13 protein-coding genes are annotated in these 15529 nt (G+C 66.1%); 7 read left to right on the plus strand and 6 right to left on the minus strand.

Annotated elements, in window-relative coordinates; all coding sequences use genetic code 11:
- Positions 1-95 precede the first annotated feature (95 nt).
- Positions 96-1049 (minus strand): sigma-70 family RNA polymerase sigma factor, encoded by a 954-nt coding sequence (locus tag C1706_RS01085; protein ID WP_431830669.1) that lies wholly within the window; start codon positions 1047-1049, stop codon positions 96-98.
- Positions 1050-1240: 191 nt separating this feature from the next.
- The gene (locus tag C1706_RS01090) at positions 1241-3370 is read right to left on the minus strand and encodes a S9 family peptidase (protein ID WP_241653356.1); all 2130 of its coding nucleotides are present in this window, start codon (positions 3368-3370) and stop codon (positions 1241-1243) included.
- A gap of 139 nt (positions 3371-3509) precedes the next feature.
- Here C1706_RS01090 and C1706_RS01095 point away from each other — a divergent pair, with 139 nt between their 5' ends.
- The gene (locus C1706_RS01095; RefSeq protein WP_180316823.1) at positions 3510-4832 is read left to right on the plus strand and encodes an RNA polymerase sigma factor; all 1323 of its coding nucleotides are present in this window, start codon (positions 3510-3512) and stop codon (positions 4830-4832) included.
- 44 nt (positions 4833-4876) lie between these two features.
- Here the strand turns inward: C1706_RS01095 and C1706_RS01100 are convergent, their stop codons facing one another.
- Complete coding sequence (locus tag C1706_RS01100; protein WP_129457363.1) at positions 4877-5401, minus strand: O-acetyl-ADP-ribose deacetylase; 525 nt, start codon at positions 5399-5401, stop codon at positions 4877-4879.
- A 46-nt stretch (positions 5402-5447) separates the two neighbouring features.
- Here C1706_RS01100 and C1706_RS01105 point away from each other — a divergent pair, with 46 nt between their 5' ends.
- Complete coding sequence (locus tag C1706_RS01105) at positions 5448-6431, plus strand: LLM class flavin-dependent oxidoreductase (protein WP_129457364.1); 984 nt, start codon at positions 5448-5450, stop codon at positions 6429-6431.
- Positions 6432-6505: 74 nt separating this feature from the next.
- On the opposite strand, the gene C1706_RS01110 is transcribed toward C1706_RS01105, so the two are convergent.
- Entirely contained in the window at positions 6506-6697 is a 192-nt protein-coding gene (locus C1706_RS01110; RefSeq protein WP_129457365.1) for a DUF7455 domain-containing protein, read from the minus strand.
- 189 nt (positions 6698-6886) lie between these two features.
- On the opposite strand from C1706_RS01110, the gene C1706_RS01115 reads away from it, so the two are divergent.
- Positions 6887-8977 carry a DNA gyrase/topoisomerase IV subunit B gene (locus C1706_RS01115; protein ID WP_241653357.1) on the plus strand — a complete coding sequence of 697 codons (2091 nt, stop codon included), beginning with the start codon at positions 6887-6889 and terminating at the stop codon, positions 8975-8977.
- Positions 8978-9006: 29 nt separating this feature from the next.
- The gene (locus C1706_RS01120; RefSeq protein WP_129457366.1) at positions 9007-9525 is read left to right on the plus strand and encodes a beta-class carbonic anhydrase; all 519 of its coding nucleotides are present in this window, start codon (positions 9007-9009) and stop codon (positions 9523-9525) included.
- Positions 9526-9547: 22 nt separating this feature from the next.
- Here C1706_RS01120 and C1706_RS01125 read toward each other — a convergent pair whose 3' ends face one another.
- Positions 9548-11980: a DNA gyrase/topoisomerase IV subunit A gene (locus tag C1706_RS01125; protein ID WP_241653358.1), complete on the minus strand. Its 2433-nt coding sequence runs from the start codon at positions 11978-11980 to the stop codon at positions 9548-9550.
- 80 nt (positions 11981-12060) lie between these two features.
- On the minus strand, positions 12061-13095 hold the full coding sequence (locus C1706_RS01130) for an App1 family protein phosphatidate phosphatase (RefSeq protein WP_129457367.1): 1035 nt from the start codon (positions 13093-13095) through the stop codon (positions 12061-12063).
- Positions 13096-13172: 77 nt separating this feature from the next.
- On the opposite strand from C1706_RS01130, the gene C1706_RS01135 reads away from it, so the two are divergent.
- Genes C1706_RS01135 through C1706_RS01145 form a run of 3 tightly spaced genes read left to right on the plus strand, consistent with a single transcriptional unit; the run spans position 13173 to position 15522 of the window.
- Positions 13173-13733 carry a DUF5998 family protein gene (locus C1706_RS01135; RefSeq protein ID WP_129457368.1) on the plus strand — a complete coding sequence of 187 codons (561 nt, stop codon included), beginning with the start codon at positions 13173-13175 and terminating at the stop codon, positions 13731-13733.
- A 5-nt stretch (positions 13734-13738) separates the two neighbouring features.
- Entirely contained in the window at positions 13739-14872 is a 1134-nt protein-coding gene (locus C1706_RS01140; protein ID WP_129457658.1) for an alkaline phosphatase family protein, read from the plus strand.
- The gene (locus tag C1706_RS01145) at positions 14872-15522 is read left to right on the plus strand and encodes a thymidine kinase (protein WP_129457369.1); all 651 of its coding nucleotides are present in this window, start codon (positions 14872-14874) and stop codon (positions 15520-15522) included. Before C1706_RS01140 ends, C1706_RS01145 begins: the two co-directional genes overlap by 1 nt.
- Positions 15523-15529: the final 7 nt, after the last annotated feature.

A 15529-nucleotide genomic window follows, 5' to 3' on the forward strand; every position in this document is an offset into this window, starting at 1 on the left:
CGCTGAGGCCACGGGATGCCGAAAGGGGCCGGATCAATCGATCCGGCCCCTTTCAGCGTGTCCCTGCAGAGGTGAGGAAACTCGTCTACCGCAGCTCAGGCGGCGATCTGGGTGGTGCGCAGCTTGGCGATGGCTTGCCGCTCGATCTGGCGGACGCGCTCGGCCGTGATGCCCCACACGCTGGCGATGTCGGCGAGCTTGGCCTGTCGACCGTCCATCAGCCCATAGCGGCGCCGCACCACGTCGGCCGAACGCGGGTCGAGGTTGCCCAGCATGTCGTCGAGTCGAGCGCGATCCTCGGCGTCCAAGACGACCTCGTCGGGGCCAGGCGTCGTGTCGCGGGCCAGCAAGTCACCCAGGGCAGTGTCGCCGTCTTCCTCCACCGGCGCGTCCAGCGAGACGTGGTCACGGGCGAGACGGAGCAGTTCGACGACGCGCTCTTCCTCCAGGTCGAGTTCGTCGGCAATCTCGATGATCTCGGGTTCGCGCCCCAGCTTGCGCTCGAGGTTGCGGCGGGCGGCGGAGACCTGATTGATCTGCTCGGCAACGTGCACCGGAAGCCGGACGATCCTGCTCTGCTGGGCAATGCCCCGGCTGATCGACTGGCGGACCCACCAGGTGGCGTAGGTGGAGAACTTGAAGCCCTTGGTGTAGTCGAACTTCTCCACGGCCCGGATGAGGCCCGTGTTGCCCTCTTGCACCAGATCCAGCAGCGGCATTTGGGAACGCCCGTACTTGCGGGCGACGGACACGACGAGGCGCAGGTTCGCGGAGATGAATTGCTTCATTGCGCGGCGGCCCTCCTCGGCGATCGTCTCGAGTTCCTCCTCGGTGGCCTTGACGGCCTTGCGCCCGCCTCGCTCCTTGAGCGTCAGTTGCCCGGCGAGGATACCCTCGGCGTACAGACCGGCCTCGATACGGCGGGCGAGCATCACTTCCTCTTCCGCACTCAACAAGGGCGTCTTGGCGATGCCGTCGAGGTACAGGCCGACGGAGTCTTTACCGTCGATGCCTTCGGAAGAGCGAATGCGGTGTGCGCTGGAGATCATGCGTCGTCCTTTCGTTCGTCATCCAGTACAACGCGAAAGAACGCGGATTTGTTCGCTCGACCTCCTCAACGGGCCCTCAGCACCCCCCGAGCATGCCGAATCGAGACCACGGTCGTACCGCCATATCCGCCTGTGTCGGGATGCCCGCTGGCCTGGTTCGATGCAGACCCGCCCCCGGCAGCGTCCCCGCCTCAGGCGGTGATGCCGACCTGGTGAAGAAGCCAGGCCAACTGGAAGGCCCGCTCACGCCAGGCCTTGTAGCGCCCTGACACCCCTCCGTGCCCAGCAACCATCTCCGTCTTGAGCAAGATGGGGTGGTCGTCGGGGTTCGTGGTGAGATCCCGCAACCGAGCGGTCCATTTGGCGGGCTCGGTGACCTCGACCCGTGTGTCGTTCAGGCTCGTCGTGATCAGGATGGCCGGATACGCGACGGGGCGGACATTCTCATAAGGCGAGTAGGCCTTCATCGTCTCGTACACCGCCTGGTCCGTGATCGGATTACCCCATTCCTCCCACTCCATGACGGTCAAGGGCAGGTCGGGATTCAAGATGGTGGTGAGAGGGTCGACGAAGGGGACCGCGGCGTGGACCGCACGGAAAAGGTCGGGGGCAAGGTTCACCGCCGCACCGATCAACAGCCCGCCCGCAGAGCCCCCTTCGGCCAGGAGTTTGCCGGGGGCCACATGACCGTCCGAGGTCAACAGCCTCCCCGCTTGGACGAAATCGCTGAACGTGTTGGGCTTGCTCAGTTCCTTGCCGCCCTCATACCAGGGCCGGCCCAGTTCGCCACCGCCGCGCACATGGGCGATGGCAAACACCATGCCTCGATCCAGCAGACTGAGGCGGCTCATTGCGAAGTAGGGCATGGTTGCCGACTCGTAGGCCCCGTAGCCGTACAGCAGGCCGGGGGCGGTCCCGTCGACAGGTGTGTCGCGTCGACGGACCAAGGAGAGGGGGATGCGCGTCCCGTCCAGCCCGGTGGCCCACAAACGTTCACTCACGTAGGCGGCGGGGTCATAGGGGCCGAAATGGGGGTCGTCCAGGACAGGGGTTTGCTTCAACAGCCTGCGCTGCCCAGTGTCGAAGCGGTACTCCCACACTGACGGCGGGGTGACCAAGGACTCATAGCTGAAGCGGAAGCGATCGGTGTTGAAGTCGGGTGACTCGTCGGCGTTCACGTCGTAGAGCACCTCGTCGAAGGTGAGTTCCTGAGGCTCGCCGACGTTGCCCTGGCCATCGCGAGGCAGGATCAGCACGCCGGGGAGCCCGTCGGTGCGGTGTTCGACGACGATCGCGCGGTCATACACACTGACACCCATGAGGCGTCGCCGCGGATCTTCGGGCAGGACCAGTTCCCATTCCCGGCGCGACGACGAGGACAAAGGGGCACGGCTCAACGCGAACTGCGGGGCGTCGGCGTTGTGCAGGATCCACAAGCCGTCTCGCGCAACCTCGACGGAGTAGTCGATGCCCTGTTCGCGGGGGGACACGACCCGGGGCGCGGCCCAGGGTTCGTCCGCGGGCACAAGCGAAACCTCGCTGGTCAGCTTCGAGGAGGACTCGATGAGAACCCACCGGTGGTCTCGGGAGTCGTCGACGCCAATCCAGAAGCGCTCGTCCGACTCCTGCGCCACAAGGGCGTCCGGCTCGCTGCCACCGATGTGGTGGCGCCACACCTGGAAGGGACGCCACGCCTCGTCCACGCGCGTGTAGAAGAACCAGTCCGCACCGGCCCAGGCGCCGCCGCCACCGATGCGGGGGAGCGGACCGTCCACGATCGCCCCGGTGGCAAGGTCGGTGATCCACAGGTCGTAGCGTTCATCACCGGTGGTGTCGAGCGAGTAGGCCAACCGTCGGCCATCGGGGGAGACCTGTGCCGCGCCGAGGGAGAAGAAGTCGTGCCCCTGCGCGAGCGCTTGGGCATCCAGGACCAACTGCTCGCCAGCGGGGGGCACCGTGACGTCGGGGATCTCATCGCGCGAGGTGGCGGGCACCCGGTAGCTGCTGGGGTAATCCAGGCCTTCGGTCGTCCGGGAGTAATACCAATAGCTGCTGCCGTCGGTGTGCGTGACGTGACTCGGCACCGAGAGGTCCGTCTGTTGCGTGCGCGCCTTGAGTTCGCCATAGATGGCCTGAGTGAGGCCCCCAAGATCCGCAGTCTCCTGGTCGGTGTAGGCGTTCTCCGCCTCCAGGTAGGCGATCAACTCGGGATCGGCCTTGTCGGCCATCCAGTGGTAAGGGTCGGCGACGGCATCGCCGTGGACGGTCCGCGTGAAGGGGCGCTGAGGCGCATCGGGAGCGGTGAGCGTGGTGTCAGGCACGCCTGCCAGAGTAGCCGCGGTCTCATCCCGGGGGCTCGCAGCGGGTGTGACAAAGGTCGTGCGTTGTCGCCATTTGGGTACGACCACGGGCCGTGGAACAATGGCTGTGCGCCGACCATTGACAAGTCCCGGGTCGGTCATGCCCAGGAGAGGTCCTCACGTGACTCCACGAAGCAGCGCCAGTGGCGCGTCCACCACCGCCAAGGCCCCCGCGCGCTCCCGCGCGAAGGCCGCCGAGTCTGAGGCCACCGAGGGAGCACAGCCCCGCACCCGCAAGGCAGCGGCCCCGCGTGGTCGCGCCAAGGCTAAGACGCCCGAGCCCACGGTGGCCGAGGTTCTGCAGTCGGGTGTGACGGACGTTTCTTTCAAGCGGGAGGGCAACGACGTCGTCTTGACCGTGGGGGGCAAGAAGCGGTCCCTCGACGAGGTCGATGAGAACGCGTTCGATCACAAGGAAGCGTCCAAGGACGAGAAGAAGATCAACGAGGACGAGGGTTTCTCGCTGTCTGACGCCGACGATGCCGACGAACCCGAACAGCAGGTCATGGCGGCCGGCGCCACGGCCGACCCCGTCAAGGACTACCTCAAGCAGATCGGCAAGGTCGCCTTGCTGAACGCCGAGCAGGAGGTCACCCTCGCCAAGCGCATCGAAGCGGGGCTGTTCGCCGACGAATCGCTCACCGAAGAGAAGGTCAAGCCTGCGGACCTGGAGGATTTCCAGTGGATCGCCGATGACGGGCGCCAAGCCAAGAACCACCTCCTTGAGGCGAACCTGCGCCTCGTGGTCAGCCTCGCCAAGCGTTACACGGGTCGCGGCATGCTGTTCTTGGACCTGATCCAGGAGGGCAACCTCGGTCTGATCCGCGCAGTGGAGAAGTTCGATTACACCAAGGGCTACAAGTTCTCCACCTATGCCACCTGGTGGATCAAGCAGGCCATCACCCGTGCCATGGCCGATCAGGCTCGCACGATCCGCATCCCGGTGCACATGGTCGAGGTCATCAACAAGCTCGCCCGGGTGCAGCGCCAGATGCTGCAGGATCTGGGCCGCGAACCCACTCCCGAAGAACTCGCCAAGGAACTCGACATGACCGCCGAGAAGGTCGTCGAGGTACAGAAGTACGGCCGCGAGCCGATCTCGTTGCACACCCCGCTGGGTGAGGACGGCGACTCCGAGTTCGGTGACCTGATCGAGGACTCCGAGGCGGTCGTCCCCGCCGAAGCTGTGAACTTCACGTTGTTGCAAGAGCAACTGCACGACGTCTTGGATACGTTGTCCGAGCGTGAGGCGGGCGTCGTGTCCATGCGATTCGGGCTGACGGACGGTCAGCCCAAGACGCTCGACGAGATCGGCAAGGTCTACGGCGTGACGCGCGAGCGGATCCGCCAGATCGAGTCGAAGACGATGAGCAAGCTGCGTCACCCGTCACGCTCGCAGGTGTTGCGCGACTACCTCGATTGAGAGTCCTGCAGGCGTGAGCCCCCGGAGCCATCGGTTCCGGGGGCTCACGCCTGTTCTGGCTGCGCGCCGGCCGCAACGAACGCCTCATACATGCGCGTATGGAACAGCACGAACCTCACCGCCTCCACGCCCGGGGTGGGGTGCCCGGCTACGGCCGCGACAGCGATCCTGGCGGCTTCGGACGCCTCCCAGCCATAGACGCCTGCCCCAATCGCCGGGAAGGCCACCGTGCGGGCGCCAAGGCCTGCCGCGACATCCAAGCTGGCGGTGTAGCAGGAGGCCAACGCCTCGGGGTTGGTCTGGCCCACGTGACGGTTCGGTCCCACCGTGTGGATCACCCACCGTGCAGGCAGGTCGAACCCGGGGGTCGCGACTGCGGCACCGACCGGGAGCCCGCCGGGCAACTCGCTGCGGCGCAGTGCCCGGCAGGCTTCCAAGAGCCGCGGGCCCGCCGCGGCATGGATCGCGCCATCGACACCGCCGCCGCCGAGCAGGCTGGAGTTGGCGGCATTCACGATGGCATCGACCTTTTGAACGGTGAGGTCTCCTGGGACGCAAGTGAGGCGCATGGGGTCATTGTCTCTCGCCCCTGTGACGGCGCGTAGGGTCGAGTGCATGAGCAGCGTTCCCGTTTCCGTCCTCGACTTGGCGACCGTTTCCCAAGGGGCCACCACGGCCGATGCGTTGGGCGCCACCATCGATCTGGCACGTGCCGCCGACCGTCTCGGCGCGCGTCGGTTCTGGGTGGCCGAGCATCACAACATGGCGTCCGTGGCGGCCACCAATCCGCCGGTGCTGGTAGGCGCCATCGCGGCGCGCACCGAGCGGATCCGTGTCGGTTCGGGCGGGGTCATGCTCCCGAATCACTCGCCATACGTCATCGCGGAGCAGTTTGCGATGCTGGAGGCGCTGCATCCTGGGCGGATCGATCTGGGCCTGGGGCGGGCACCCGGCGCGGACCCCATCACCTCCTGGGCCTTGCGCCGCACTCAGGAAGGACTGGGCCACGAGGAGTTCACCGAACACGTTCGGCTCCTGGATGCCTGGCTGAGCCCTCACGGAGTGCGTGCCGGGATGGGGCACACCTTGAAGGCCACCCCTGCGGCGACGAGTTTCCCCGAGATCTGGCTGCTCGGGTCTTCGGACTACTCGGCACGCCTGGCTGCACAACTCGGGTTGAGCTTCGCCTACGCAGGGCACTTCGGTCAGATCGATCCCACCGAGGTGATCGCGCTCTACACACAAGGTTTCCGGCCCGGACCGCGTCTAGGAGCCCCGCACAGCATGCTTTGCACCTCGGTCATCGTGGGGGAGACCGACGAGGAGGCGCAGCGTTTGGCCGCACCCTCGGCACTCCAATGGCTGAATCTGCGCCGTGACGTGCGCGAGCCCATCCAGACCCCTGACGTGGCCCGGGAGCGGCTGGAACACCTCGACGGCGGAGCCATCCACGGCACCAAGATCATCGGCACTCCGGACGCGGTGCGCGCGGAGTTGGACGGCCTGGCGCGACGGACCGGGGTGGACGAGTTGATGATCGTGACGACGGCACACGACGTCTCGACCAAGATCGCGACGTTGGAAGCCGTGCTGAACTAGATACCACCCGATACACGCACGAGGGCCCCGGCAGATGCCGGGGCCCTCGTCGCGGTGGAAAGAGGTGTCGGGATTCAGCTCACGCGATTGGTTTCGTCCTGAATCTTCAAAGCCACCTGCTGAAGCTTGTCTTGGTGGGCGCGGGCATGGTGAGCGCAGAACAGAAGCTCGCCGCCCGAGGGCATCGTGACCCGCAGGTACGCCTGCGCGCCGCAGCGGTCACAACGATCCGCGGCGGTCAGTGCGTCCATCACCGAAGTGCTCATGGGCCGTTCCTTTCTCGGTTGGGGCCAGGTCACCCACTACAACAGGGATGCCCCCGCCTTTGTTCCCTTGCAGGCAAGGTACCTCAGCCGATCAAGCGATGGGGCCAGTGGCGGTCGGTGTCATCGGATCGTCACCTGGGCGCGGAGCGGTGCCACCGCCTTGTCGGCGCGGGACAGTAGGGTGCTGGAGTGACTTCGACCGCCGCCGCCAAGCCCGAGAACCGCGAGTATGAGGCTCGTCATCTCCTCGTCCTCGAAGGCCTCGAGGCCGTTCGTAAGCGTCCCGCCATGTACATCGGTTCGACCGATACGCGCGGCCTCATGCACTGCATGTGGGAGATCATCGACAACGCCGTTGACGAGGCTTTGGCAGGCTACGGCAAGGCGATCAGCGTCGTCCTGCACCCCGACGGGTCGGTCCAGGTCGATGATGTGGCCCGGGGCATGCCGGTCGATATCGAGCCGCGCACGGGTCTGTCGGGCGTGGAGGTCATCTTCACGAAGCTGCATGCGGGGGGCAAGTTCGGGGGCGGCTCGTACAACGCGACTGGCGGCCTCCACGGTGTGGGGGCGTCGGTCGTGAACGCCCTGAGCTCACGCCTCGACGTCGAGGTGGATCGGAATCAGGCAACGTGGGCGATGTCCTTTCGCCGAGGCGTTCCTGGGGTGTTCGACGGCCCTGGCCCGGACGCGGGCTTTACCCCCGACAACACGCTGCGTCAGGTAGAGAAGGTCCGCAAGGGCGTCACCGGGACCAGGATCCGCTACTGGCCCGATCGACAGATCTTCCTCAAAGACGCAAAGCTCTCCGGCACGCAGTTGGCGGCCCGCGCTCGCCAGACCTCCTTCCTGGTCCCTGGCCTGGCCATCACCGTCGACGATCGTCGCATCGCGGGGGAGGAACACGTCGAGACCCACGTCCATGAGGGGGGCATCTCCGAGTTTGCGGACTATCTGAGCGAGGGCAGTCCCGTCACCGACGTCTTGCGCCTGCAAGGCAGCGATCGCTTCACCGAAACGGTCCCGATGCTGGACGCGGCGGGAGCCATGACACCCACCGACGTGGAGCGCGAGCTTGATGTGGACATCGCGCTGCGCTGGTCGAACGGCTATGACGCCAAAGTGGTCTCGTTCGTCAACATCATTGCCACCCCCAAGGGCGGCACGCACGTCCAGGGGTTCGAGCGTGGGCTCGTGCGCGCGTTTGCCAAGGCGCTGGAGGGCAGTCGACTCCTGAAGTCGGGCGAGGAAGTCCTCAAAGACGACATCCTCGAAGGTCTCACCGCGGTGGTCACCGTGCGCTTGGCCGAGCCTCAGTTCGAAGGGCAGACCAAGGAGGTCTTGGGCACCCCGCCGGTGGCGCGTCTGGTGATGCGCATTGTCGAGTCGGAGCTGACCGAGTTCCTCACGAGCCAGAAGGCCACCCAACGCCCTCAGGCGCGTGCGGTGCTGGAGAAGGCCGTCGCCGCGTCCCGCACGCGGGTGGCGGCCCGCACCCACAAGGAGAATCAGCGCCGCAAGACGGCTTTGGAGTCCAGCACGCTGCCCGCCAAGCTGGCCGACTGTCGCAGTTCAGATCAAAGCCGCAGTGAGTTGTTCATCGTTGAGGGCGACTCGGCGATGGGCACCGCGAAGCTGGCGCGCAACTCTGAGTTCCAAGCCTTGCTGCCGATCCGCGGCAAGATCTTGAACGTGCAGAAGGCCTCGGTCGCCGACATGCTGAAGAACGCCGAGTGTGCCTCGATCATTCAGGTTGTTGGTGCCGGGTCGGGCAAAACCTGCGACCCGGATCAAAGCCGCTACGGCAAGATCATCTTCATGGCGGATGCCGACTCCGACGGCGCGCACATCCGTACGCTTCTGGCGACGCTGTTCTTCACGTACATGCGACCGATGATCGAGGCGGGCCGGGTATACACCGCCGTGCCGCCGCTGCATCGCTTCGAACTGACCAAGCCCCGCAAGGGTCAAGAGCGCTACATCTACACCTACAGCGAGAGCGAGTATCACCGAAAGCTGGCTGAGCTGACGAAGAAGGGCGTCGGGTTCAAGGAACCACAACGCTACAAGGGCCTGGGTGAGATGGATGCTGACCAGCTCAAGGAGACCACGATGGATCCGCGCCACCGCCAGTTGCGCCGGATCACCGTGGAGCAAGGGGAATCACTCGAACAGGCCCAGGCCACGTTTGAGAAGCTGATGGGCAACGACGTCGCTCCGCGCAAGGAGTTCATCATCGAGGGAGCTTTCGCCCTGGATGCGGAGCGCATCGACGCCTAGGCCTGCATCGCGACAAGGAAGGAACCGACATGACAACGCCGACGGTGGGGGAGCACCCCCACGGCTTTGACGACCTGGTAGCGGCCAACAAGCGCTACGCGATCTCGTTCCCGCACGGCTTTGACGGCATCGCCCACCAAGGCGTCTTGATCCTCACATGCATGGATTCACGACTCGAGCCCTTGGAGATGTTCGGCCTGCGGGTTGGGGAGGCCAAGATCCTCCGGACGGCGGGCGGTCGCCTCACCCAACCGGCTTTGGCGGCCATGGTGATGGGCGTCCACAAGCTCAAAGTGAACCGGATTCTCATCGTGCCGCACACCTTGTGCGCTGCCGCCTCCTCAACGGAAGCACAGTTGCGTGACTCGATCTCCGAACTCTCCGGCGTTGACGCGCACGGCTTCACTTTCGGAGTGGACCCCGATCAGATGGGGCGGCTTCGCGAGGACGTCGAGACGGTGCGCACCCAGCCCCTCATCGGTCCGTTCGCCGAGGTGGGCGGCTTCCTCTACAACGTCGAGACGGGTCTCGTCGACCGCATCTGCTGAGAGCCGCCTTCCCAGGGGGGACTCAGTGCTGACGCGTCCCGACCGCAACGATGGGCTGCGGGAGAGGATCGCCCGATCCGTCGCGTCGCCCCGTCGCGGGCGGCAGGTCCACGGGGCTGCCTGACGCCGCCGCCGCGATCGCCGGGGAGGGGCCTACCCACGCGAGGGTGAGGGTGTCTTCACCCTTGAGGAAGCGGTGGCAGCGCACTCCGCCGGTGGCGCGTCCCTTGCCTGGGTACTCGGCGAACTCGGTGACTTTCACCAGACCGGCTTCGGTTCCTGGGAGCGCGTCAGAGGAGCCCGAGACGGTGGCGACCACGGCGTCCTGCCCCGGAGAGGCGCCAAAGAACACGACCTTTGCGCCGTCGGCGAGCTTGATACCTGCCACGCCGCCCCCGGCTCGACCCTGCGGCCGAACGGCTGAGGCGGGGAAGTGCAGCAACTGCGCATCGGAGGTGACGAAGACCAACTCTTGCGTTTCGTCACCCAGTTCCACGGCGCCGACGACGTGGTCGCCAGGCTCCAGACGGATGATCTCCCACGCCTCCTTGCCGATGATCTCGGGGACCACGCGCTTGACGACCCCCTGGGCCGTGCCGAGGGCCCACCCAGACGTCGCCTCCGTGAGTGTGGTCAGGCCGACCACGTGTTCGCCCTTGTCCAGGGTGATCAACTCACTCACGCGGGCCCCGCCCTTGAGGCTGGGTGCCTCGGCGGTCACCACCACGCTGGGCAGTTCGATGGCATGAGCGCGAAGGACGCGTCCGGCCGAGGTGAGCACGCCGTACTCCCCGCGGGCGGTCGTGCGGACGGCGGACACGATCACATCGTGCTGAGCGCGGCGGCCTTCCACGGGTAGCGGTTCAGCGGTGTCTGCCCGGGCCAGCAGGCCCGCCGAACTCAGCATGACGACGCACGGGTCGTCGGCGATTTCCAGGGGCCCGGCAGCACTCACCGGGGCGCCGCCGCCCGCGAGCAGGACCGTGCGGCGGGGGGTGCCGTAGGTTTTGGCGACCGCATCCAACTCCCGTGCGACCACGGCACGCAGTTGGGCATCGTCGCCGATGATGGCCGCTAGTTCGTCGATGCGACGCTGCAAGTCGTCGCGTTCGGTCTCCAGTTCCAACCGGCTGAACTTGGTCAGGCGGCGCAGTTGGAGGTCGAGGATGTAGTTGGCTTGAGATTCTGACAGGTCAAAGACCTCGATGAGCTTGGCGCGCGCCTGGGCCACATCGTCGGAGCCACGAATGATCGCGATCACGTCGTCGATGTCGGCGATTGCGATGAGGAGCCCCAACACGAGGTGGAGGCGTTCGGATGCCTTGCGATGCTGGAAACGGGTGCGACGCAGCGTCACGGACAGGCGGTGGTTGGTGTAGACGACCAGGGCATCGCGGAGCGACAACGTCTGTGGCTGTCCGTCGACCAGGGCCACCATGTTGATCCCGAAGCTGTCTTCGAGCTTGGTCAGCTTGTACAACTGCTCCAGCATCGCGTCGGGGTTGATGCCGTTCTTGACCTCGATCACGAGCCTGGTCCCGTTGGCCAGGTCGGTGAGATCCTTGATGTCGGCGATCCCGGAGAGCTTCTTGTTCTGCACCAGGGTCTTGATCTGGTCCATGATTTTTTCCGGGCCCACCATGTAGGGAAGCTCAGTGACGACGATGCCTTTGCGCCGAGGTGAGGTCTGTTCGATCCGGGCGGTGGCGCGGATCTTGAACGAGCCGCGACCGCCCCGGTAGGCGTCCCCAACCCCGTCCAACCCCACGATCTTTCCGCCGGTAGGCAGGTCGGGTCCCGGAACGAAACGCATCAGATCGGCCACATCGGCGTCGGGCTGCTTGAGCAGATGCTTGATCGCCTGCACGCATTCGATCAGGTTGTGGGGCGGGATGTTGGTCGCCATCCCCACCGCGATGCCCGTCGAACCGTTGACGAGAAGGTGCGGAAAGGCGGCCGGGAGCACAACCGGCTCGTTCATCTTGCCGTCGTAATTGGGCCGGAAGTCGACGGTGTCTTGGTCGAGTTCGCTGGTCATCGCTGTTGCGGCGGGCGACATCCGGCACTCGGTGTAGCGCATGGCCGCGGGGCCGGCATCGAGCGAGCCGAAGTTACCGTGCCCATCGACGACGGGCAGGCGCATCGCGAAATCTTGACCGAGCCGCACCAAGGCGTCATAGATGGCCGTGTCGCCGTGGGGGTGCAGTTTGCCCATCACGTCGCCCACGACGCGGGCGCACTTCACGTGCGGCTTGTCGGGACGAATGCCCATCTCGTCCATGGAGTAGAGGATGCGGCGCTGCACGGGCTTGAGTCCGTCGCGTGCGTCCGGGATGGCGCGTGCATAGATGACCGAGTAGGCGTACTCGAGGAAGCTGGTCTCCATCTCCTCGGTGACGTCGATGTCGGTGATCAGCTCCTGCACGTCGTCGTCGACCGGCGGCTTTGCTACCACGCGTCCCCCATCCTTCTGATTGCCCCCGTCATTGTGACCGCTCGGCGCCCCTCACCCGTGTTGCCACTCCGCCAACCCGCTTAGTCACGGCCGAGATACTGATCCAGGACCCGCCGCAGGCCTCGCCCGTCGGGGGCGCGGAACACGGGGATGTCCCGGGGGTGCTCAGAAGCCACCGTCAAAGGCTCCATCGTGCCATGGGCCAGGAACTGCTCGGCGGGGGACAACTGCCGGATCGCGATCGCGGTGACGTGTTCGGGATGAGCGGCGGCGAACTCGCCGTAGATGGCCGGGTCATGCTGGCCGTCGTCGCCAACGAAAAGCCAGCTGATGCCCGGAAAGTCGATGGTGAGTTGCTGCAGTGCGCTGCGCTTGTGCTCGGGGCCCGACCGGAACCACCCCGTGTTGGTGGGCCCCCAGTCCGTAAGCAGCATGGCGCCGCGGGGGTAGCGGTGACGACGCATGAAGCGGGTCAGGAAGCCGTGGGTATTCCACGCCCCCGTCGAGAGGTAGAACACCGGCGATCCCGGACGCCGCGCCAGCACGTCATCGAGGAAGACCGCCATCCCGGGGACGGCGGTGCGGGCCTCCTCGCGACGGAAGAACGAATTCCAGGCCGAGATAAACAAGCGGGGGACCATCGTCGTCAAGATGGTGTCGTCGATGTCGGAAATGACCCCGAACGTTTGATCCGAGCCGACGATCTGCGCCTCGAACCCGACCGGCTCGGACGCCAACGTCTCCGCGGTGCCATCGCGCCATCCGGGCGCCAGATCATGGTCGCGGATGCGGTGATCGATGTAGCCGCCGCGGTCGCTCGTCCCGGTGACGCGGGTGCCGTCGAGGTGAATCACGTAGCGAGCGTGGACGCAGGGCATGGTGAAGAAGTTGCGCCATCCGCGACGCTTCAAGAACTCCTCGGTTGCCTTCCCGATGGGGCTGTCTTGGAACGGCGGTGACAGCACGACGCGGCCCAGGACGCGGATGAAGGTCGTGTCTCCGTAGGCGGTGTAGGGGATGACTCGTTCCCGCCACCCGAGCATCCGGAAGAATCGCTCCAGGCGCCGGTCCACAAAAAGTTCCCAGCGCGCGGCGATGAACGGCCGTGTGCTCATGGTGCCCTACCGTAACGGGTTTTCGGGGTGATCCTCACATGCGTCACGCCGCACCGACCTCATGGGAAGATGGAGCAATGACCAGACTTCCGATCGATCTCAGCGCTGCGATCGTCTCCGCCGGGTACTTCCCCGAGTTCGTGGCGGCGACGGTCTTGCAGGCGGTCGACGATGAGTCCGTGGTGGCCTCACTGGTGCACCATGAGGCGACGTTTAACGCCCACGAGTTGCACCGACACATCACCGTGCTGGTGTTGACGCCCACGCGCTTCATCGTCGCGCACACCGACGACGGCGATCAGCCCGGGCATCCTCAGGCGTTGACCACGGTGGAGACCCTGGGGGTCAGCAAGATCACCTCGGTGGCTCTCACTCAGGTCGCTGCAAACCCGGAGCGGTTCGGGCGCGGGGATCACTCGATCACCGAGGCGTGGCTCGTGGTCAATTGGGGTGCGATGCGCCGGGTGGAGATCGAGCCCGCGACGTGCGGGGATCCGCAGTGCGAAGCCGACCATGGGTTGACCGCCCAAGACGTGTCCGATGATCTCACCGTCCGGATGAGCGTGGCGGCCGATGGCGAGGAAGCGGTGAGTTCGCTCATCGCCTTCGCGTCCGCGCTGCAGCGTGCGGCCGCGTGACGGCGATGGAGGCGCTTGCGCCGACCCCTGTCGTTCCGTCGTACGGCTCATCAGCACTGTCTGATGTGGTTCCCTCCTTGGCCGCCTCTCTGGGCGTCGACGGCTGGGGGAACGCGCTCGGCGTCCCGGAAGCCTCACGTTGGGTGCTGCTGCTGGTGGATGGGCTGGGGGACCTCAACCTGGCCGAAGCCGCCGCTGATGCGCCGTTCCTTAGCGGGCTCCGCAGCGCAGGGGGGCGGCTCACCGCTGGCGTACCCAGCACGACCGTCACGAGCATCACCAGCTTGGGCACAGCGCTGCCTCCCGGCCAGCACGGCATGCTCGGGTACTCCTTCCGTAATCCAGTCGGGGGTGGCCTGCTCAATGCCCTGCTGTGGGAGAACGGCTTGTCGGCCTACGACATCCAGCCACGGTTGACGGCCTTCGAGCGCCTGGCACGCTCCGGCGTCACGCTCACCTCGGTAAGCCCCGCACGCTTCGCCGGCACCGGACTCACCGAGGCGGCGCTTCGGGGGGCCCGCTTCCAGCCCGTTCCCGACGAGAACGACGACGCGGCACGCATCGCGTGGACCGCCGACGCTGCCGCCTCGGGTGAGAAGTCCTTGGTCTACCTCTATGAGCGATCCCTTGATCACACCGGCCATGGCCAAGGCTGGCGCACACCAGCGTGGCGCTCGACCCTGCGCCGGATCGACGGCTTTGCGGCCCGGCTGAGGGCGGCGCTCCCCTCGGAGGCCCGCTTGCTGATCACCGGCGATCACGGGATGGTCGATGCCCCTCGTGACAGGTGGCTCATCGTCGAGGATGTTCCCGGCCTGGGATCAGACTTGACCCTGTTCGCAGGCGAGGGCCGCTTCCGCCAGTTGTATGCCGAGCCCAAGCGAGTGCCGGAGGTCAGGAAGCGCTGGGCTGCCACGCTGGGGGAGCGCGCCTGGGTCCTCACCCGCGAGGAGGCGATCGAGGCGGGATGGTTCGGGCCCATGGATCCTCGCATGGCCTCGCGCCTGGGCGATGTTGTGGTCGCGATGCGCGACGACGGCGCCGTCATGACCCGGTCTCAGCCGCGCGAATTCGGGCTGGTGGGCATGCATGGCTCCCTCACCGAGTTGGAAACCCGCGTCCCCCTGCTGGTGGCCTGATGGCGGCACTGACGTACTTCACCGGCCCGATGAACTGCGGCAAGTCCACGCTGGCGCTGCAAGTGGACTACACCGAGGCTTCGGCTGGCCGCCGGGGTCTGCTGTTCACCTGCTTCGACCGGGGCGGCCAAGCGGTGATCAGTAGCCGCATCGGCCTCAGCGCCACCGCGATCGAGGTGACTCCGACGTTCGACTTCTGGGCCCATGTCACCGAGGAACTCACCTCGGGGCATCGGGTCGACTATCTCGTGTGCGACGAAGCTCAGTTCTACACCGAGGCGCAGGTTGACGACCTGTCCAGGATCGTCGACGAACTCGACATCGACGCGAGTTGTTTCGGCATCCTCACCGACTTTCGCACCGAACTGTTTCCCGGATCACGACGCCTGGTAGAACTGGCCGATCGGATCGAGATGCTTCAGGCACGACCACGCTGCTGGTGCGGCGCGCCGGCCACCCACAACGCTCGCATCGTCAATGGGGTCATGGTGGTGGAGGGTGACCAGATTGCCATCGGGGACATGGATGCTGGCGCGGTCGTCCGTTACGAGGTCCTGTGCCGCCGTCATCACCGCCTGCGCATGCCGTCCAAGCTGGGCGGCGTTGACCTCACGCCCGATCCGCTGCCCTTCGACGACGCACCAGCCTGAGTCAGGC

Origin of the sequence: Propioniciclava flava (genome assembly GCF_004126535.1) — a bacterium.
In the GTDB taxonomy this organism is placed as follows: Bacteria; Actinomycetota; Actinomycetes; order Propionibacteriales; family Propionibacteriaceae; genus Propioniciclava; species Propioniciclava flava.